Origin of the sequence: Mycobacterium sp. HUMS_12744610 (assembly GCF_041206865.1) — a bacterium.
Lineage (GTDB): Bacteria > Actinomycetota > Actinomycetes > Mycobacteriales > Mycobacteriaceae > Mycobacterium > Mycobacterium servetii.
Window position 1 is genome coordinate 104,837 of record NZ_JBGEDP010000003.1, and the last position, 18,721, is coordinate 123,557.

Annotated in this window: 14 protein-coding genes and 1 pseudogene; 9 read left to right on the forward strand and 6 right to left on the reverse strand. The window is 64.6% G+C overall.

Annotated features, from left to right (window positions below):
• Positions 1–18: 18 nt before the first annotated feature.
• From eccCa to AB8998_RS31360, 6 genes are all read left to right on the forward strand, one after another.
• On the forward strand, positions 19–2,229 hold the full coding sequence (gene eccCa / locus AB8998_RS31335; RefSeq protein ID WP_369742174.1) for a type VII secretion protein EccCa: 2,211 nt from the start codon (positions 19–21) through the stop codon (positions 2,227–2,229).
• Positions 2,226–4,184 (forward strand): FtsK/SpoIIIE domain-containing protein, encoded by a 1,959-nt coding sequence (locus AB8998_RS31340; RefSeq protein ID WP_369742175.1) that lies wholly within the window; start codon positions 2,226–2,228, stop codon positions 4,182–4,184. Before eccCa ends, AB8998_RS31340 begins: the two co-directional genes overlap by 4 nt.
• Before the next feature lie 145 nt (positions 4,185–4,329).
• Entirely contained in the window at positions 4,330–4,638 is a 309-nt protein-coding gene (locus AB8998_RS31345; RefSeq protein WP_369742176.1) for a PE family protein, read from the forward strand.
• A gap of 9 nt (positions 4,639–4,647) precedes the next feature.
• The gene (locus tag AB8998_RS31350; RefSeq protein WP_369742177.1) at positions 4,648–5,961 is read left to right on the forward strand and encodes a PPE family protein; all 1,314 of its coding nucleotides are present in this window, start codon (positions 4,648–4,650) and stop codon (positions 5,959–5,961) included.
• A gap of 65 nt (positions 5,962–6,026) precedes the next feature.
• The gene (locus AB8998_RS31355) at positions 6,027–6,332 is read left to right on the forward strand and encodes a WXG100 family type VII secretion target (protein ID WP_369742178.1); all 306 of its coding nucleotides are present in this window, start codon (positions 6,027–6,029) and stop codon (positions 6,330–6,332) included.
• A gap of 40 nt (positions 6,333–6,372) precedes the next feature.
• Complete coding sequence (locus AB8998_RS31360) at positions 6,373–6,663, forward strand: WXG100 family type VII secretion target (protein ID WP_369742179.1); 291 nt, start codon at positions 6,373–6,375, stop codon at positions 6,661–6,663.
• A 143-nt stretch (positions 6,664–6,806) separates the two neighbouring features.
• Here the strand turns inward: AB8998_RS31360 and AB8998_RS31365 are convergent, their stop codons facing one another.
• The 6 genes and pseudogenes from AB8998_RS31365 to AB8998_RS31390 all read right to left on the reverse strand — a co-directional run bounded on the left by AB8998_RS31365 (position 6,807) and on the right by AB8998_RS31390 (position 13,813).
• Positions 6,807–8,555, reverse strand: coding sequence for a hypothetical protein (locus AB8998_RS31365; protein ID WP_369742180.1), 1,749 nt, complete (start codon positions 8,553–8,555; stop codon positions 6,807–6,809).
• Positions 8,536–9,918 carry a type VII secretion-associated serine protease mycosin gene (mycP, locus tag AB8998_RS31370; protein ID WP_369742213.1) on the reverse strand — a complete coding sequence of 461 codons (1,383 nt, stop codon included), beginning with the start codon at positions 9,916–9,918 and terminating at the stop codon, positions 8,536–8,538. Before mycP ends, AB8998_RS31365 begins: the two co-directional genes overlap by 20 nt.
• A gap of 276 nt (positions 9,919–10,194) precedes the next feature.
• Positions 10,195–11,322 (reverse strand): annotated as a pseudogene (gene eccD / locus AB8998_RS31375) (type VII secretion integral membrane protein EccD); the annotation flags it as partial.
• Positions 11,323–11,348: 26 nt separating this feature from the next.
• The gene (locus tag AB8998_RS31380) at positions 11,349–12,362 is read right to left on the reverse strand and encodes a MinD/ParA family ATP-binding protein (protein WP_369742181.1); all 1,014 of its coding nucleotides are present in this window, start codon (positions 12,360–12,362) and stop codon (positions 11,349–11,351) included.
• 364 nt (positions 12,363–12,726) lie between these two features.
• Complete coding sequence (locus tag AB8998_RS31385) at positions 12,727–13,587, reverse strand: ESX secretion-associated protein EspG (protein WP_369742182.1); 861 nt, start codon at positions 13,585–13,587, stop codon at positions 12,727–12,729.
• Complete coding sequence (locus tag AB8998_RS31390) at positions 13,553–13,813, reverse strand: hypothetical protein (protein WP_369742183.1); 261 nt, start codon at positions 13,811–13,813, stop codon at positions 13,553–13,555. The genes AB8998_RS31385 and AB8998_RS31390 overlap by 35 nt, the downstream gene beginning before the upstream one ends.
• Before the next feature lie 403 nt (positions 13,814–14,216).
• On the opposite strand from AB8998_RS31390, the gene AB8998_RS31395 reads away from it, so the two are divergent.
• The 3 genes from AB8998_RS31395 to AB8998_RS31405 all read left to right on the forward strand — a co-directional run bounded on the left by AB8998_RS31395 (position 14,217) and on the right by AB8998_RS31405 (position 18,714).
• On the forward strand, positions 14,217–16,043 hold the full coding sequence (locus AB8998_RS31395; protein ID WP_369742185.1) for a ParB/RepB/Spo0J family partition protein: 1,827 nt from the start codon (positions 14,217–14,219) through the stop codon (positions 16,041–16,043).
• 101 nt (positions 16,044–16,144) lie between these two features.
• Positions 16,145–17,068: a ParA family protein gene (locus AB8998_RS31400; protein ID WP_369742186.1), complete on the forward strand. Its 924-nt coding sequence runs from the start codon at positions 16,145–16,147 to the stop codon at positions 17,066–17,068.
• Between the two features lie 431 nt (positions 17,069–17,499).
• Positions 17,500–18,714 (forward strand): hypothetical protein, encoded by a 1,215-nt coding sequence (locus AB8998_RS31405; protein WP_369742187.1) that lies wholly within the window; start codon positions 17,500–17,502, stop codon positions 18,712–18,714.
• Positions 18,715–18,721 lie beyond the last annotated feature (7 nt).

Sequence of the window (18,721 nt, forward strand, 5' to 3'; positions counted from 1 at the left end):
GAACCGGAGAACCAGACGATGCGTGAACCGTTCGAGCGTGGCCGGCGCCGTGAAATCCCGCCATACAAACCCGACAAATTTGTGTTCGTTCCTCCCGCTGAGTTGCCACGGATCATCGAACAACGGTGGTGGAAAAAGGCGCTGCCATGGGCCATTGGTGGTGGGGTGCTCGTGCTGATCGTCATCATGTTCGCGACCGGACTGCGCCAACAGAATCCCATGTATTTCCTGTTTTATTTCAGCATGATCGCCGCTGCGCTGGGCGGTCAGTTAGGAGGGGGCGGGCAAGGGGATATCTCACCCGACGAGGTCGACGCTGAAAGGGCCGACTATCTGCGGTACCTGTCGGAAAGCTCGGTCCTCATCCGTGAACAGTTAGAAGCGTTGCGCGCCAATCGGGAATGGTCTCATCCCGATCCAGAGATTCTGGACGCGTTCGTGGGGTCACACCGCATGTGGGAGCGAGGACCTACCGATCCTGATTATCTGATGATCCGGGCGGGGCTCGACGAAGTTGCGCTTGACCCCAAACTCAGCGTGAAACCTGTCGAATCCCAGCTGGACCGCGAACCGGTCGCTCGCACAGCGCTGCACAACCTGTTGACATCAGGGCAGTCGATTCACCACTGCCCCAAGGCGATTGACTTCCCTAATTTCGGGCGGATCGCGTTTTACGGTGATCGGGAGCAATTCAGGGCGGCGATGCGTGCATGGATCGGCCAGCTGGCGTGCTGGCACACGCCTGTCGACGTATGCCTTGCGGTGGTATCCCCCGAGCTCGAGTCGCGGTGGGACTGGGTGAAGTGGTTGCCGCACACCGAACGCGCTGATGCTGTCGACGCAGTCGGTGCCGTGCGGTGCTTAGCGCCCTCGCTTGCCGAGGTCACCGGGGTATTGGCCCCGCTACTGGAGAAACGTTCTTCGCTGGTCAAAATCGAGCAGGGACGCGAGATCGTTGAGGAGTCCCGCTCCAGCGTCAAACAGCGGCACCTGGTCATCGTCGTCGATGACCCCGGCGTCGACTTTGCTGAGCTACGCAGAATTTCCGCGCTCGATGCGGTGACGCTGATCTGCTACCGCGACGGCGCCGGCCCGGGCCGCGACTACATACCGCATGAGCGGGAGTTGGTGCTGGAGCTGGACCGCGCGGATTCCGGTGGCGCGTTGGTGATGCGCCGCTGGGAAAACTTCGACTGGGCGATGTTTTGCGCGGAGCCTGACGCCATGGCGGCGCCGGCGGCCCGCCACCTGGCGCAACGAATGTCGCGGTGGGATTTCCTGGCAGGGGGCGGCGGCCAAGACCGCCAGTCCACGGCGACGCAGACGCTGCTGGAGCTTCTGGGTATATCCAATGCCGCTGCACTGGACATGGACGAGCTGTGGGGCAAGCCCCGATCCCCTGACGACAGGCTGCGTGTGCCATTGGGTCTGCAACCTGACGGATCACCGGTGTGGTTGGACTTCAAAGATGAGGCTGAAGGGGGTATGGGTCCGCACGGACTGATGGTCGGTATGACCGGCTCGGGGAAGTCCACAACGCTGTGCTCGCTGGTGTTATCGCTGCTGCTGACCCACTCCCCCGACGAGCTGCTGGTGATCCTGGGTGACTTCAAAGGTGAAGCAGAGATGGACCAGTTCGTCAACTTCCCGCAGGTCTTGGCGGTGCTGTCGAACATGCAGGAGAAGGTGTCCCTAGTCGAGCGTTTCGCAGACACCATGCTGGGCCTGCTGGACCGCCGCGAGACCTTGCTGCGTGAGGCGGGCCGCGAATACCAGGGCGCCGCGTTCAAATCGGTGGCCGCATACAACGAGGCCCGCTCCACCGCGAAAGGCAGGCATTTCCCGCCGCTGCCCACCCTGCTGATCATCGCCGACGAATTCACGCTGATGATCAATGCGCGCCCCGCCATCGTCGGTGTCTTCGACACGGTGTGCCGCAAAGGCCGAACCCTGGGCGTCCACGTCCTTTTCGCCAGCCAAACCCTCGATATCGGCAAGATCAAAGACATCGACAAAAACATCGCCTACAAGATCTGCCTGAAAGTGGCCAGTGCCCCCATCTCGCGGCAAATCATCGGGACTGAGGACGCCTACAGCGCGATCATGGCTGGCGAAAAGTACAAGGGCACAGGGTTTTCGTTCGGTCTCCCGGCGCTACCCCGCAGCAGTTCAGAGGATTTCTGCTGCCGGCGCGCTACGACCCGCCCAAGGTCATCACCGAAGAGGTGATCAACGCCAAGCCGCGGACGCGGCTGTTCACCGCGGGACGTGTCGAACCCGACCCAGGCACCGTCAAAAGACAAATCACGACAGCGCCGTCGAAAATTGAAGGGCCGCCCCGGTCCTTGGTGATGACCGTCGGCCCGCAACTCCGCGCGCACTGGGGCGATAAACGGGACACGGTGTGGTCTGAGCCCCTAGATGAGCCGATTGCGCTTGGCGCGGTGTTGAAGGCCGCCCACAGCAACGGTCATACAGACGGTGCACCGTGGTGGCCGCTGGGAAAGGTCGACCGGCCCCGCACCCTGTACCACGGATTGCTGACCTACAACATCGACCAAGGCAACGCACTGATTCTGGGCGCTGAGAAGTCGGGACGTTCGACGGCGGCGCAGACCTTCGTGCTGGCCGCGGCGGCGCGTTACGCCCCAAGCGAGGTGGGATTCTATTGCCTGGCCTACGGGGGCCCTGCCAGTTACGTGCTGCGCGAGCTTCCGCATGTCGGCGCAGTCGGCGGCAAAGACCATCCCGAACTCAACGAGCGGATCCTGCACGACCTGACCGCCATGGTGGCCGGGCGCCGACGGATGTATACCCAGGTCGGGATCGGGTCTACAGGTGAGTTCCGGCGGCTACGCCGGGCCGGCGACCCGCGCGTGCACGACGCGTACCCCACTGATGTGTTCCTGGTGATCGACGGCTGGGAAGGATTCATCGGAGACAACCTCTCAGAGATGACGCGCAAGAACCCGCTGAAAGACGAAGTCGACAGGCTGATTAAGGGCGGTAGTGGGTACGGGGTGCACGTACTGGTCACCGCGGCAGACTGGATCGAGGTGAACAGTTTGAAGCTGACGTGCCGGTGGGAGCTCAAACTCGAGCCGATGGCCCAGTCGATGGTGAAACCCTCATCCGACGACAACTGGCAGCGTCGACCGCAAGACTCCATCCCGGTCGGCCAGCCAGGGCGCGGCATCACCGCCAGCGGCGAAAGACCTGGCGACACATTGCGTTTCGCGGTGGGTCGCCTCGACGACGTCGACAGTGTCGAGGGTCTCGACGACAAGCTGCGCGAGGCCGTCGCTCAGATCGCGGCCCGGCACACCGATACGATGCCGGCGCCGATGCTGTTGCCCTCCACCCTGGCCCTCGACGAGATCACCCAAGACGGATTGAGCGGTGAACACTATGCGTTCGGGAAGCGCGGCGACACCTTAGACCCGGCCGTCATTAACTTCGCGGCCGCTCCGCTTCTGGCGGTCTACGGTGACAAAGGCGGCAAGACGAACCTGGTGCGTGTGCTGTCGCGGGCCGTCACGGATCGGCGCGGCGACGGGGACGATCCGATGGTGGTCGTCTTCGACATCAACCGTCGGCTGCGTGACGAGACGAACCGAATGCGCAAAGAGGTCGACATTTATGAAACCAGCCCGGCGCGCATGGCGATGCGCATCCTGCAGCTAGCCCATCAACTCGAGAAGCGCCGGGCACCTGATGACTGGGAAAGTGCGCGGACGTGGTCATACGAAGGCCCCAAGATCTACCTGTTTGTCGACGACGTCAACGTGATTCCCAAGACCGTTGACATCACCGACGAGGACATGATCCGCGCGGGAGTCCTAGCCCCGGGCCAAACTGCACAACAGCGGTCCTTGACGGTGTTCGCGCCCCTGCTGCCCTATCTGGGGCAAGCCGACGAGGTCGGGCTGCGGGTGATCCTGACCCATGGCGCTGTGAACGCCATGATGAGTGCCATGGCGACGAATACCTTGACGGGCCAGATGGCGGCTCAACCAGCACTGCTCAACCGGATTCTTCTCAGGTCGAGCGCCACGAAAGAAAATGTGGCAGGCCACAAATTCGAAGAACTGCCTCCGGGGCGCGGTCGATGGTTGCCCGCCGGCGGCGGTGGTGGATTGCTTGTACAAATCGCCGAAGCCGACACATTGTTACCAACACGTTAAAAGAATTGGGGTGCATTATTGACACGTGTAACTGGGCTGGTTTCACTGGAAACGACTGTTTACCAGCGCTAGCGTGAATTATCCCGGGCATTGCGGCCCGGATGACAGCCACATCAGCACAAGTAGCTAACGGGAGGGGTTTACCGTGGAATTGGATGTGATACCCGAAGGCCTGTTGGCCGCATCCGCACAGGTTGCAGCGTTGACGGGGCAGCTGTCGGCCGCAGGTGCCGCGCATGCAGCTGCGTGCGCCGCGATCCTGCCACCGGGATCGGACAAGCCGTCGCTGGAGGTGGCAGCAGCACTGCACGGCCACCACGCCCAACACCAGGCGATGGCCATGATGGGCAACGAGGAGCTAGGCCGTTCCGGCGCTGGCGTCGCAGAATCCGGGGTCAGCTACCTGACCGGGGATGCGCTCAGCGCAGCCGCCTTGGGTGCCGCGGCGGTCTAAACACCCCCCATGCTGCCTACCCCCATCTACCATGCCGCTCCGCCCGAGGTGCATTCCACCCTGCTCAACTACGGTGGCACCTCAGCGGGTATTGCTGCAGCGGGGGCGTCGTGGACCGCTCTGGCCGGTCAATATCAGGCCGGCGTTGCCGAACTCAGCGCCATTCTCGGCCAGGTCTCCGGCGTCTACTCCGGTCCGTCAGCCGAACAATTCCTGCGTGCTCACACGCCGATGCTGGCCTGGCTGGAGGTTGTGGCGGGTAAATCAGCGGCCGCGGCGTTGGCGCATGAAACGGTGGTGATGGCCTACGAGACGGCGGTCGCCACGATGCCTACGCTGGCTGAGCTGATGACCAACCATGTCGTTCACGGCGTATTGGTCGGCACCAATTTCTTGGGCTGTAACACGATCCCGATCGGGCTCAACGAGGCTGACTACGCGCGGATGTGGATCCAAGCCGGTGACGTGATGTTGGGCTGGGATTCGGCGTCGAGCGCCGCGTCCGATTCGATCCCCATGACCCCCACCTCACCGTTCATCATCGCGCCCGGTGTCGGCGAGGGCGGTAGTGCCGCGGCCGATGCTGCTGGCGCTCAGACCGTCGGCGAAGGGCAACTCGCTGGCTCCGGGTTGACCGCGGCCGATCTGATGTCGACCAAACTGATGGTCGGCAAGGCTGCCACCGGCCCGTCATCACTGGCTGACGGAGCGTCGGCGTCGCCGGGTGACGGCGCCGAGAACACCGCCACCGACGTCGAAGGCACAGCACAACTGTTGGGATCCTCAGACGGCTTCAGCAGCGCCCTGAGCCCCCTCATGTCGGTCGGCTCATCAGCGGGGCAAGCCGTTACGTCGACGACTCAGGCCCCTGCCCAACTCCTCTCCTCAGTGCCGTCCCTGCTGTCCTCAGCCCCTCAAACGTTGAGCGGAATGTTGAGCGGAATCAGCGGTGCGAACCCCAGCGCCGCCGCGACGCCGCTCGGGTTCGCCGGCACCACCGCGATGCGCGGGATCAACCCTGCCGGGTTGACCACGCTGGCCGGCGGCGCGTTTGGGTCAGGCCCAGGTAGGCCGTTGACTCCCTCAACCTGGGGTGCCACCCCGGCAGAAGACGTGGCGAGCACACGCAGCCCGGCGCCGGTCGGCGGCGCGCTGCCCGGCGGCGCGACACCCGGCGGAGCAGGAGCCGGTGGGGCCATGATGGGGCCTGGCGCCCGCAAGCGACGCACCAGCGAACGCGCCAGCCACGCCAGCGGTTACCCCGAAGACGCCGTTGTCGATGAGAGCGACGACGAGGCGGTCGGCGTGAGGGGACCGCTATGACCCTGTGAACAAAACGACAGCCAATGACCAACGGTTAGACCGCAATACAACAAAAGGAGCAAATCATGACACACCTAGACGTGACGATCCCTACCCTCGCGGCAAGTCAGGCCGGAGTGGGTGACGCGTCAGCACAGATGCGAGGGGCGATCGCCAGCGCCGAATCTGATGCGACTGCCGCGCAGGGCTTCCACATGGGCGAGTCGTCGACGGCGTTTCAAGCCGGACACGCGCGGTTCGTCAATGCCGCCCAGCAGATCAATCAGCTGCTCGACATCGCTCAGGCCAACATGGGCGATTCCGCCAGCACCTACACCGCCGCAGATGCGGAAATGTCGGAAAACATTGGGCAAACCGGCGGAGCGTTCTAGCCTCCACCCCACGGCGGCAAACTACTGAAAGGACTTTCTCATGTCGCAGATCATGTTCACCTACCCGGCGATGCTCGCGCTCGCCGAGTCCATGGACGCACACAACGGCACATTGGCCGCGGCATCGGCCGCAGTCGCCTCCGAGCAAGCCGCGCTGGCCGGCGGCTGGCAAGGTGACACCGGGATGAGCTACCAGCAATGGCAGCAGCAGTGGAACTCAGCCTCAGAGAACATGCGGATGGGCTACCGGGCGATGACCGATGCCTACCGCAACGGCACCATCCAGATGGCGGCCCGCGACCAGGCCGAGGGCGCGAAGTGGGCGGGCTAACCAAACGCGGTTGAAGACGTGTGGGGCGGTCACCGATTCCGGTGGCCGCCCCACACGCATCTTCGCAGCAGTTAGAAGACCCTTTCAGGCCTAAATCGACAAGCGCGAAAGCCGGGCGACCATGCACTGCACGTGTGGCGCGATCAGAACCCGGTTGTCGGCAATCGGGTATTGAGCCACACGCTGCTGGCCTGGATGGCCAGCGTTCTGCGCTGTGCGGCGTCGGGGTCACGGTCGTACTTGGCGCGGAAGTCATTGACAAGCTCGCCCAGACGGGGCGAGGAGCGCTCACGAAGGCGCGGCGTGCTGACAGTGAACCAGTCTGGTTGGCGCGGGTGCTGAGTGATCATGATCGGGGTCGATGTCGCGTAAGTGGGCGTGCTGGGCCGCAGGATGACTGCGATCGCCGCCGGCGGTATCGCCGCACCGTCGGCGCCGATGGCGATCGCATCAGGCGGCAGCTCGGAAGGGTTCAGCGAGACTTGGTGGGGGGCAGCGAGATTGGCGAGGGACACCCACGGTCGCGCGTTGGGCGCATAGATGCCTGTCGGGCGCCCCAGCAGCACCAAACGGCTGCATATTCCCCACTGAAACTCCGGGGTACCGGTGATGGTGATGCGTGTCGGTTCTGGAGAGTCGAGAGTCAAATAGAAGGGGTCGCCGTGCTGGTCGGATCCCAGAGGGACGCCGGCAGAGCTGGTGCGCCACAACACGGCGCGCAGGTCGTCCATGACGACCGGTGTCCGCGGCAGATTCACGCCTGCCAGTCCGGTGACGGTGAACCTCTCGGCGCTCTGGGCATGAAGGCCGTGCATACCATGCATCCCCGCCGCGACACGTCGTGATGGGCGTGCCGTGGTCAGCAAGGCAGCGGCAGCCTCGATGGTGGGCGGCTGGAAGCCGTGCTGGCGCACCGTCACTGAGACCCACGAGGATTTGGTGTGTAGACGAGTGATGGCGTCAAGAGCTGTGCCCAGGGCGTGCGGTTCGATCTGGTAAACGGCGCGGAAGCCGTCGGCGTACTCGGCTCCGGTCCAGCACTCGCGGCGCACAGACAGTGTGGCGTCGGCGAACCGTGGCAGTTGGGTCTTGGTGACGTCGCTGGCCAACCATCCTTGCTCGCTGAGCTCGGCGACGAGGCGGCGTGCGGTGATCGCGGCGAGTTCGGTTATTGCGGTGCGGGGCGAGTCGGTGTCGTCGTCAGAAGTTTGCGGATCAGTTTGCGGATCGCTCGAGGAGCGGCGAGCGATCCGCTGAACACGTCCAGCCGAGATGGCCGCGAGGTTGGCGTCGGCGCCCAGTGTGTAGCTGATCCACGTGTGGCGGTTCTGTGGTGTGGCTGCGCTGAGTAGCGAGGAGTGGTCGCTGCGCAAGCTGCTGGCGGGCGGGGTGGTGTTCACTGAGGTCACAGTGAGGGCGTTGGCGCGGATCCCGTAGCGGTCGAGCCAGCTGATGACCAACTCCCACGGCAGTTGATCACTGGTGTCATTGGGGCCGGAGAGTTCATAGGGGTGCGGTTGGAGATGGATAACGATCGTCGCTTCGTCATCACCGCTGGATTGTTCTGCTGTCTGGGTATCAGATGTGCGTGGGAGGCCGCGGTTGCGATGAGCCGCTGACGATGGCGGCCGCCGCCGACGCTGGCGGTTACGCAGCGCCATCGGAACCGATCGCCGCGCGATCGTCGACAATGACTGGCCGTGCCAGGAGCCAAGGAACGCGGCGGTGATGGCCAGTGCCAGCGCCAGGTGCCACCACTGGGCCCGATGTCCTGGCGGCACCAGCAGTGCCCATCCGATCAGCAGTACTGAGGTGAGCAGCGACAGCCTGACCCAGCCAGGCCGGGCCGGCTCCCATCGAGGTTGCCTGTTGTTAGGGGTTGCTGCGGTCACGGCGCATTCCAATCAGAGTCACTGCGCCCAACGCGAGTGCGGGAAGGGCGATGGCCAGGCCCAGCGCGATGCGGCGCGGCCAGGCAATGTCGCGCGGTGGCGGCGCCGGTGCGGGGATGCGGATGATGGGCATCCGGTCTGGCAGCCGGTCCCCGTCAGGGATGTCCCATGTCAGGGCGGCGACAGGGTCGAAAACCCCGGCGCCGACTGTGTTGGAAGGTGCGCGTGCCGCGTTATGTGCTGAGGCCACGATGCGGTTGATGACCTGGTGTGAGGATAAGTCGGGGAACTTCGAGCGGACCAGGGCTGCGACGCCGGAGACATAGGCAGCAGCAAAGCTGGTGCCGTTGATTGGGGCCAGGGGTTTCTGTCCGTCGGGTTGGCCGTTGACCAAACCGCCTCCCGAATTGCCCAAGCTGACGATCTGTTCGCCGGGGGCGGCGATACCCACCCAGGGTCCGGTCATGGTGAAGTTCGACGGCTGCCCGGTGGGGTTCAGCGACGCCACAGAGAGCACGTAGGGCTGCCACCAGCTCGGGGTGGAGATTGTGGTTGCGCCGGCCCAATTTCGCGGATCGCTGGGCAGCTCGGTGTTGGTCAACGGGTTGTTGTCGCAATTGTTTTCGCCGGTATTGCCGGCGGCCGCCACGACGACGACGTCTTTGTCGACGGCGGCGTAGCGCAGCGCGGCACCCAGCGCGGCCTGATCGACGTCCTTATAGCTTGGGATGCAGTCGACGGTCGAGATGTTGATGACCCGGACGCCGGGCAGGTCTGCGGCGTGACGGACAGCCAATGCCAGCGTGGTGACGTCACCGGCGGTCTTAACCTGCTGAGGATCACCACCGGGCGGGGTTCGCGGCGCCCACTGCAAAGAGCTTTGCCGAATGGAGACCAGCCGGGCTTCTGGGGCGACTCCAGCAAACCCGTCGGGTCCAGGAGCCCCCGCTATCAAGCCAGCGACGGTCGTACCGTGTCCGTCGCAATCGGTAAGCCCATCGGCCCGTGGGTCGATGTAGTCCCCTGCCCCGCTGAGGTTGGGCAGCCGCGGCTGGGGCGTCACCCCGGAGTCAATCACCGCGACCGTCACACCGGCACCGCGTGATGATTTCCATGCCTCGGGAAGATTGAGCATCGCCTGGCTGGGCGGCGTCGGTGCAGGGTCGAAGCCCGGCATGGCGCCATACAGTGAGCAGCCACCGTTTTGGTGCATCTCGACTACCGGGGCTGGTGGCTTGTCGGGCGGCAGCGCAGCGAGGTCGACGACAGGGAAGGTCAGCGCCGCGGCCCACGGCGAGGGACCAAACGCAACAAGCAGCATTGCCGCGGCAAAGACGGCGCAGAATCGGCGGATTCGGGACATCAGATACTCCCCCAGTTCCTGATCAGGCTCACGATTCCGGACAGCCAGAGCATCGCCGGCAAAATCGTGAACAACAGAACGTTTTCGAACAGATCGAGGTAGCGCAGCTGTGGGGTCGACGGCGCGCGGGGCCTGACGACAGCGATCACAACGAGCGCCGCGGCGAGTGCCATGACGGTTCCGCTGGCGGCCCAGCTGGCGGCCAGGTAGCTGGTGGCGGAACGATACCGCCAGCGCGGCCGTGGTCAGCAGCGGTGACGCGACGAACCACATCGCGGCCGCAGCCGACTCCCAGATCCGCGCACGCAAGACAGTCACGATCACCGTCGCCGCGACGAGCCACCAGCACAGCGGCCCGGGCCGGTCCGGTAGCCAGAGCACCATCACAGAGCCCGCCGCGGCCAGCAGCACCGATGCTGCGATCAACCCGCTTTGGTGGGCATGACTGCGGGCGACCTTGGCGGGCAACGACTCCAGGGCCTGCAATGACGGCGGAGCGGGAGGATCCACGCCGGGCGGGGGCACGTTGGGCATCGGGAAACGAGCCCACACCGCGGCGGCGATCGGCGCATGGTGCGCTGCATACAGCGACACCGCCAGCACGATGCATCCCAACGTCAGGTACGGCAGATGCCAGAAGGTGCGGGCGCCGGCCGCAACCACCGTGGCTGCACTGATGGCGATGATCGTGGTGTGCGTGGCGACCCACTGGCTGGTAAGCAGCGAAACATACAGCGACCAGGCCAGCGTTGCTCCAGCCCCGGCCAGCACCTGCGGGGCCACCGAGCCCGCGGCCCCGGATATGTGCTGAAGCAAAGCCACCGACAGCCCCAATGTCAGCGCCAGAGGTACCGGTGTGGCCAGCGTTAAACGCCCCGATGCCGTGGTCGCGCCGCGGCGTGCGGTCAGCGCGGTGGCAGCGATGAAGACCAGTGCGCATGCACCCAGCACTGCCACCGGCCACCAGGTATGCACGCGGTACCAGCTGTAGGTGGCCAGGGCGGTGATCAACGCCCCCACGGCGATGAACGCGACCTGGGCGGCCGGGCCGAGCAGGGCGTGGCTGAAGGTGGCGAACTGTCGGGCCGAGTGAATAGCGGCCGCGTCGGCGAGGTCCTCAACTACGGGCGGCGCAGCAGGGCCGGGCGGCAGCATGCGCAGCAGCAGCGGCTCACCATCAGGGATGCCCAGAGCGCCCAAGGTGGCATCGAGGCTAAACGGTGTACCGGCCAGCGGAGCCAGAGAATACGGTCGGATCGGTTCGTCCTGACCGTCGGTGTCGCTGTCCTCCCGGCCGGTAGCCAACGTCGCGCGGATCTGCGGTATCAGCGCGCGGATCGGAGTCGTTGTTGGCAACGCGATGTCTGCGGCGCCGTCGTCGCTGATGACGGCGATACGAATCATGCCGGTAGCGGTTGCGGGATCCACGATCAGAATCTCCCCTGGTCGGCGGAACGGTGGCGGGCCGGGTGACGGGCCGGAAAATGTTCGGCGATCGCGGCGGCGGCTTCAGTCAATTTGGCGCGGGTGGGCTTCGCCAGAGACTTGAGTTCGATTGCCGCGCCGTCGTTTAACGCTCTGTCGTAAGGAATGCGCACCACTTTGGCCACCCGTTCCCGGAAGTAGACCTCTTCGTCGTCGAGATTGATGTTGGGTTTGCCGGGCCGGGTGGCGTTGGTCAAGACCACAGTGCGGGACAACAGGCGGTCGAAACCATGTGCATGCAGCCAATGCAAGGTTTGTCGCGCGCCGCGGATGCCGCGCGCATCTTGGGCGGCTACGACCACCAGGCCGGTTGCTTCGGCGGCGATCTTAGCGAACAGCGGAGTGGAGATACCCGTGCCGCAGTCGAGCAGGATCACGTTGTAATGCAGTTCGAGAATCCGGATCGCCGCGAGGTAATCCGTGGCGTTGAGGATGTAGGAGGAGCGCGGATCATTTTGGGCGCCAAGGGCTTCGAGCCGGTCGATGTTTTGCACCGTGTGGAAGCGGATGTTGGAGTAGCGGCCCGCATCGGTCAATGCAGCGAGGCGTTCGATGTTGGCGTCGGCTCCCCCGGCCTGGCTGAAGCTCACGTCGAGATCCCCGAGGTCAGGGTCGACGTCGACGGCGATGACGCGATCGCCTCGAGCGCTGGCGATGGTGTTGCCGATCCCAACTGTGGCGGTCGTTTTACCCACGCCCCCTTTGAGGCTGATGACCGCGACTTTGGCGACTCCGGCCAGTGGCGCGCGGATCGCGTCAAGCTCGAGTTCTTCGCGTTCATGTTTCGCGCTGGGGCCGGGATTGATCAGTCCTTTCGTCGCGGCCGCGGCCGAGCGGCGCCACCCGCGAGGGGCGCGAGGCCGGCGGTGGCGGGCTGGCGTCTGGCTGTCGTCGTCGTAGCTGCGGCCGCCGGCCGGTGTGAAGGGCGCCTGGTCGGCTGGCGGGACCCGCTGTGGCACCCACCCAGGCGGCGGAGCGGCCCGGCGGGGGCCCGAGTCGGGCGGGCCGGGATTACGAACCGTTCTGCGTTGCGGGGGCGCCTGCGGCGGCTCGTCAGGAATCGGCGGCAGCGGCCCGGTCGGAGCAGCATCGTCGACGACGTCGTGAGCCGTGGATTCGTGGGGCCAGTCCGGCGGCGGGACACGTTGTGCCGGTGGCTCGTTGGGGGCAACCGCGTGCCGCGGAGGGGCGCTCCACAGGGGGCGCTCAGTGCTCTGCTCGCCGGTGTATGGGTCGGCAGGGTCGGACGCCTCGGCGCGCGGAGTCGGGTCGTTGGTCTCTTCTGGCAGATTCGTCATCGTCGTGTTCTTTCGGTTCGTGGGATCAGTCGGCGAAATGGTCGTCGGGAAACCAGGGTCCATGGGGCAGCCGGGCCGTGAGGTCGCGCACCGCGACTGCAATGGAGAACGGGTCGCCGGGGGCGAACACTGATTCGCCGCCAGCTCGAGGTTCATCTGCGGGCGGCGACACCAGAATCCGGCCGACTGCGGTATTGAAAATGTTGACCGACACGTCGGTGTTGTGGCGTGCCCCATTGACTGCCTCGTGGGCGGTCAACTCGACGGTGATGCGATCTCCGGTCCGCGCGAGCTCCATGATCTCGGCATCGGATTCAGCGACACCCAGACGAGTGAGCATCTCAACCATGTCTGCGCCGCCGGCGACAAGGCTGTCGATGCTTTTCCCCGAGTCCATCGGCAGGCTGAATTCGTCGAACTGTGCTGGCGGTTGGTCGGGCAGCCCGACAGTGATAATGGGAACGATAGCCTCGGTGTAGGCAACGTCCATCGGTGTGATCGTCACCATTTGCGCGTTGCGAAGTGCGACAACGGTATCCGGGACCTTCGGGCCGCGCGCCAGCACGCCGCGCATGATTTGCTGCTCATCGATGATAGTCAGCCATTCGAGCCATTGATGGCTGCGGCACAGCGTGCGGATCGCAGCAGCGAGGCCCGGATGGATTTGGCCGTGGTCGTCGATAACGCGTTGGGTGACGAGCTCGGCGCGGCAACGCTGGTTGAAGTCGTCGCGATCGGCCAACTCGTAATACCCGGGTGTGATCGCCAGCTTCCACGGGTAGGTGCCAGCCTCGAGTTCTTCAGCGAGATACCACGCTTGTTCGGCGGTGAGTTCGGCGGCTTCAAACCGATTAGGCATCAGCGTTATCCCCTTCTGCGACAGCATGATTGCTCGGCGGTGCCTGTTCGCCTGGCAGTGCGGTCGCCTCAAGCTCGTCAAGGACGGGCACCAGAGCGCCCTCGATGATTTCTGACATGCTTGCCCCCCACCGCTGATGTTGGGCGTCAAGTCGATCGAACGTGCGCCCCGTGAGCCGGATCGTCGTCGACACCTTCTTTGATGAGCGTTCGTTGGCGCGAGCAATCAGTTGGCTGACCAGGTGTGAGGCCATGGTGTGTCCCTTTCAGGCTGGGGTCGCTACCCGCGCGCCAGCAGTAGAGCACACAAGTAGGACAGTTAATTGCGGCCAGTAATCCCTGACGGCAACAGCGCAGGTAGTAGGCCATGACGCGGTGCTGACACATGCACTAAGCGATACGGCAAGAACAGCAAGGGCAATAGGCGGCGCATACGACAACACATAACACGGTAGGCGATACGCGCATAAGTAACTATCGTGTTGTGTGAATGCTCACGCGCGACGTGATCATTGCGGCCTTCTTCCGGGCGACATGTCAGAGCCGTTTGGCGCTGGTTACGTCACAGTGACGGAACGGAGGTCAGCCCGCGCTCCCCCACAGCCTGCTCTCCCCCACAGCCTGCTCTCCCCCACTCCTGCTGACTCGTGGGACCCGATGGGCGAATTCACGGAAACGACGGAAGCGATGCACGGTGCATCGTTACCGCGACACGAGCGGGAACGCTTGCATGAGCCAGCCTCGGCCCGTAGCCTCCAAATACAGTTAATAACTGTAAAAAATCGAGGAGGCCACGTGCCACAGGCAACCACCGCCAAAGCGGGCCAGCGTACGGCCCGCAAATCAGGCATCCGAAAGAAGACCGCAAACCGCTTCGCCGAACTCGCCGGCGGCGACGACCTCGACATCGACGAACCCGCGGTGAGAGCGGGTGATGCGTCCGTTGATGACGACGGGCTCATCGTCGCGCTGTCATCGTCGGTACCGCTGGGCGACGCGGCGACAAGGGTGGTGCACATTCCAGTCGCCGATCTCGCTCCCCATCCATTCAACGACCCAGGGCGCAGTCAACCGCAACCCGGCGACGCCAAGTGGGACGAATTACTGAATGGCGTGCGCGCCAACGGAGTTCGCCTACCCGTGCTGGTCGTCCCTAGAAAGGCCTTCGCCGCGGCGCGTCCCGCCGCAACCACGCAGATCCCGGGCGACGCGAAATACATCCTCGTCTACGGGCATCGTCGACGGATCGCGGCGATTGAGGCCGGCCGGGAGACTATTCCGGCCGTCGTCGACGAAGACATCATGACCGACGACGGCGACCTCGACGCCATGGCCGCGGAAAACCTTGGGCGCCAGGACTTGTCGGAGTTGGCGGAGGCCAACCTGTTCGCGCGATACTCCGAACTAGGCCTGACCCAGCGCCAGATCGCCACGCGGTTGGGCATCAACCAGGCCACCGTGTCGCGCCGCTTGGCCTTGCTGCTGATGGCGCCGCAAGTCCGCCAGGCTGTCGAAGACGGGAAGGTGCGGGCAGCCGACGCGGCCGCGCTCGCTGGAGCGCTGCCCTACGGTCCGCACCGACGCTGGCAGTGGCAGGCCAACGAGGATCCCGACCAAGACACCGAACAACGCCGCCGCGAGCAAGAGTTGGCGCTACGACTGATGCTGGCCCGCGATATGGTCGCCACCCGCGCCGCCGAATGGGTAATCGCCGAGAGGCAGGCACGGGCACAAGCCGACGAATGGGGGGTTCGTCTCGTCGACGATCCTCGGTCTGAATTGGGGGAGCGGTTCTACGAATACCGCGTCACGGACTACGCCGGCCAGGACGGTCTGATCGGGGCTATCGACCCCGCGCAGGGAACCTTGGTTCTGTACGCACGGCCCACCCGAGATGCGACCACCCAGGCCGACGACGCCGAAATCGGCACCGAAGCGGAGACATCAGGAGGACGCCAGAGCAGCCCGGAGCAGGCGGCAGACGCCGCGGCTGACAGCTCCCGCACCCCCGACCCGCACGGCGATACCGCAGCGGGGGAGCAGGCCTCCAACGGCCAAGAAGCGTCGGCGGCCGACGACGCGATCGCCGAAGGGCGCCGGGCCGATGCGAAAGCCGCCGCGGCGGCGCAGGCGCATCGCCGGCAGGCATGCGCCGCGTTGATCGCCGAACCGGTGGCCAAGCTGGAGTTGCTGAAGATCCTGATCAATCAGTACCTGTCGGGCGTTGCGGCGCGGGCCGGGACCTCGGCAGTGACGGCGCTACTGCAGGACTGGGACGCTCACGTCGAAGGCAACAATGAGAAGGCGCGGCTCACCCGCACATGGCACCGGGCGGTCGCTGCCGCAGAACTGCATACCAGCGAACTCAAAGACAAGGCCTGGGACGACGATGCGGTCGACCACGTCAGACTCCTCGTCGACCGCGTCGGCTATCAACCCACCGCCTGGGAACAGGCACAACTAGACCTTGCTGAGGCTAATTGATGCACGATGCATCGATTGACCCACGGGCAACACGCGACCGTTTAGATGCACCATGCATCAAATGCAACACCAGTTAACTTCATCGAAGGGGAAAGATCTCTATGCCCACCTCGCCTGCCTCCACCGCCTCGCCACGTCCCAACCAGACCATCTACGCGGTTGCCAACGTGGCCGGCAGCTGCGGTAAAACAACCACCGCTGTCAACCTCGCCATCGCCCTCGCAGCCCAGGGAGTGCGGGTACGCATCATCGACCTGGATCCGCAGGCCAACGGCAGCACACAACTGGGATATCCCGGGCGAACCGCGGACGTCACGATCGCCGACGTCCTGCGCGAGCAAGTCAGTATCGACGACGCTGAACGGCCCGCCCGGGTGCGAGTCGAAATCGACTACAACACCGGCAAACCGATCTACAGCGACGACCCTGCCAGCCTGATTGCCAACCTGACGATCGTGCCGGCGGTCCGGTCAACACTCGACCAAGTCACCATTGAACTCAACAGCGCGGGCTTGGAAGGCATCATGCGCCTGCGTGACGCGTTGGAAAACGCCACCCCGGCCGATGTCACGTTGATCGACTCGCCCGGCACGATGAGCGTGCTAGTCACCAACGCGCTCATCGCGACCACCATCGAGCAAAAACCCCCACCGGGTTCCTGGGGCGTGATCACCTGCACCAAACCGGCCGGCAAGGAAGCCGAAGGGATCCAAGAACTCGTCAAGCAGCTGTCGATCCTCAAAAGGCGCGTCCAGCTTGATGTTCCGCTGCTGGCCATCGTGCCGTGCGCAGTTCCTGAGCGCGGGCTGGTGTACCAGGATCAGCTGGGATACCTCAAAGACGGCTTCGGCGAACTCGTCACCCCCATCGTTCGCCGCAGCGCCATCGTCGACGAGGCGTACTCCGATTATCTGCCAGTTTCACTGGTTGGGTACCGAGCCAAACCAATCATCAGCGACTATAGCGAGGTGCTCGCACATCTCCAGAAACAAGGCCTGTTCCGCCCCACGGCCGTCAATGCCTAGCAGCAATGACGACCACTTGCAGCCAGGGTCGTCCTTCAGCACCGTCAGCATCCCGACCGTGCTGCACCAGCGGGCCCGCGCCGCGGTACGCATCGTCCGACGAGCCACCGGCCGACGGTACACAATCGCGCAGTTCTACCGCGAAGCTATCCGGGCGCAGCTCACCGTCATCTCGCACGATTATCACCAAGGACGCGAAATTGAGCCCGACGCAGAACCTCTCGACCGCGGTCGGCCGTAGTTCCGACACATGCGCCGCTGCTTAGGGGAGCAGCCGGGACGGAAAACGTAACTGTCCGTCCTCACGGTGATACTGACAGCCACCGCGCCGACGATCGCCCAGAGGAGACCCTATGTCCGCGCAATGGCCCGAATGGTCCCCAGTGCCAACCACCCTTGGAGACGGCACACCTGCCGTTCGCGAGGCCGGGATGGACGACCTGCTGCTCGATCCGGCCGACGAGCTGCCCGACCACAACCCCGCACCGTCCCGGCTGGTTATTGCGCCCGACATTCGTGCCCCACTCGAGCATCCCTACAGCGGCGCTGACGTCATTCTGGCGCTGCCGAGATCCGACGCCATCGACCCCACCGCGGTGCCGGCCGATCTGGCCGCCAAAGCCGCGGCTTACGGTGACGACCTGCACTGCGTGAGTGAATCCAGCGAACGCCGTCGCCCACAGAAGGGCCTACGCGGCATTGTGACCCGGCTCGCTGTGCCCGTACGCGATCGGTTCATCGTGGGAGCAACTGCGGCCACCGGCGCTGTAGGTGCCCCGATCGCGGCGACCTACACCAGCTCGCCGCTCTACGCACTGGGCGCAGCAATCGTGGTCGCTGGCTTCTTGCTCACTTGGCAGTCAGTCAGCAGAGACATCTCTAGACTGTGGGGGCGTCCGCGCCCGCTGTACAGCGACACCGAGGTGGAAGCGCTGCAAAACGCCTCAACCGAATGGCCAGTGATACCCGACGACCTCGATCGGTATCCCAACCACACTGTGCTACGCCAAGAATGGAACAGCCACTGGCCCTGGAATAGCTACCCGCCACTGCATCTTCGCGGTGCCGCGATAGTGTGGCGCGAACCGCATTTGGTAGCCATCGCCAATTTGATCGGCCGTGACATCGCAGCCAGTGCAGCGTGGCGCAGCGAACTGTTTGACCTCCACCGGGTCCGCATCGACCTCGATCAGACCCTGACCGATATCAACCTGCGTGCCCACCGCATCTGGCGAGCTCGGGCCAACCTCGTTCCACCCCCATCGGACAGTCCCGAGGACCCGGTCGCTCGGCGCAACAACGAAATCCTCGACGCCGCCGAAAAAGCTTGGGACGCCTTGGTGGAACTGGTCCGCCAACTGATCGAATACCAAAAACAGCTAGCACCGATCAACGCCATGGTTGCAGAAATCGCAGCCCTAGAACTGAGCGCAACCAAAGTCACCGACGACGCCGTGCGCCAACTGGCCATCGACGCCGCCTCAACCGCATACAAGACCGACACCATCACAGCCGCCACCGCCGAACTCACTGAACTCAAGGCCAATCTGACTGCCAGACTGGAATTTCTACGCCAGGCCCTTACCGAGCCCGACAACATTCTTCCGATCACCGCGCGCGGTCCCCACCCCGCAGCAGGCCGATGAAGCGGCG

Bases quoted from the DNA above. Each gene is read 5' to 3' on its own strand.
- AB8998_RS31400 (WP_369742186.1), top strand. From the start codon at position 16,145: ATGCCCACCTCGCCTGCCTCCACCGCCTCGCCACGTCCCAACCAGACC.
- AB8998_RS31390 (WP_369742183.1), bottom strand. From the start codon at position 13,813: ATGGCCTCACACCTGGTCAGCCAACTGATTGCTCGCGCCAACGAACGC.
- AB8998_RS31385 (WP_369742182.1), bottom strand. From the start codon at position 13,587: ATGCTGTCGCAGAAGGGGATAACGCTGATGCCTAATCGGTTTGAAGCC.
- AB8998_RS31360 (WP_369742179.1), top strand. From the start codon at position 6,373: ATGTCGCAGATCATGTTCACCTACCCGGCGATGCTCGCGCTCGCCGAG.
- mycP (WP_369742213.1), bottom strand. From the start codon at position 9,918: ATGTCCCGAATCCGCCGATTCTGCGCCGTCTTTGCCGCGGCAATGCTG.
- AB8998_RS31405 (WP_369742187.1), top strand. From the start codon at position 17,500: ATGGACGACCTGCTGCTCGATCCGGCCGACGAGCTGCCCGACCACAAC.
- eccCa (WP_369742174.1), top strand. From the start codon at position 19: ATGCGTGAACCGTTCGAGCGTGGCCGGCGCCGTGAAATCCCGCCATAC.
- AB8998_RS31350 (WP_369742177.1), top strand. From the start codon at position 4,648: ATGCTGCCTACCCCCATCTACCATGCCGCTCCGCCCGAGGTGCATTCC.
- AB8998_RS31355 (WP_369742178.1), top strand. From the start codon at position 6,027: ATGACACACCTAGACGTGACGATCCCTACCCTCGCGGCAAGTCAGGCC.
- AB8998_RS31395 (WP_369742185.1), top strand. From the start codon at position 14,217: ATGGGCGAATTCACGGAAACGACGGAAGCGATGCACGGTGCATCGTTA.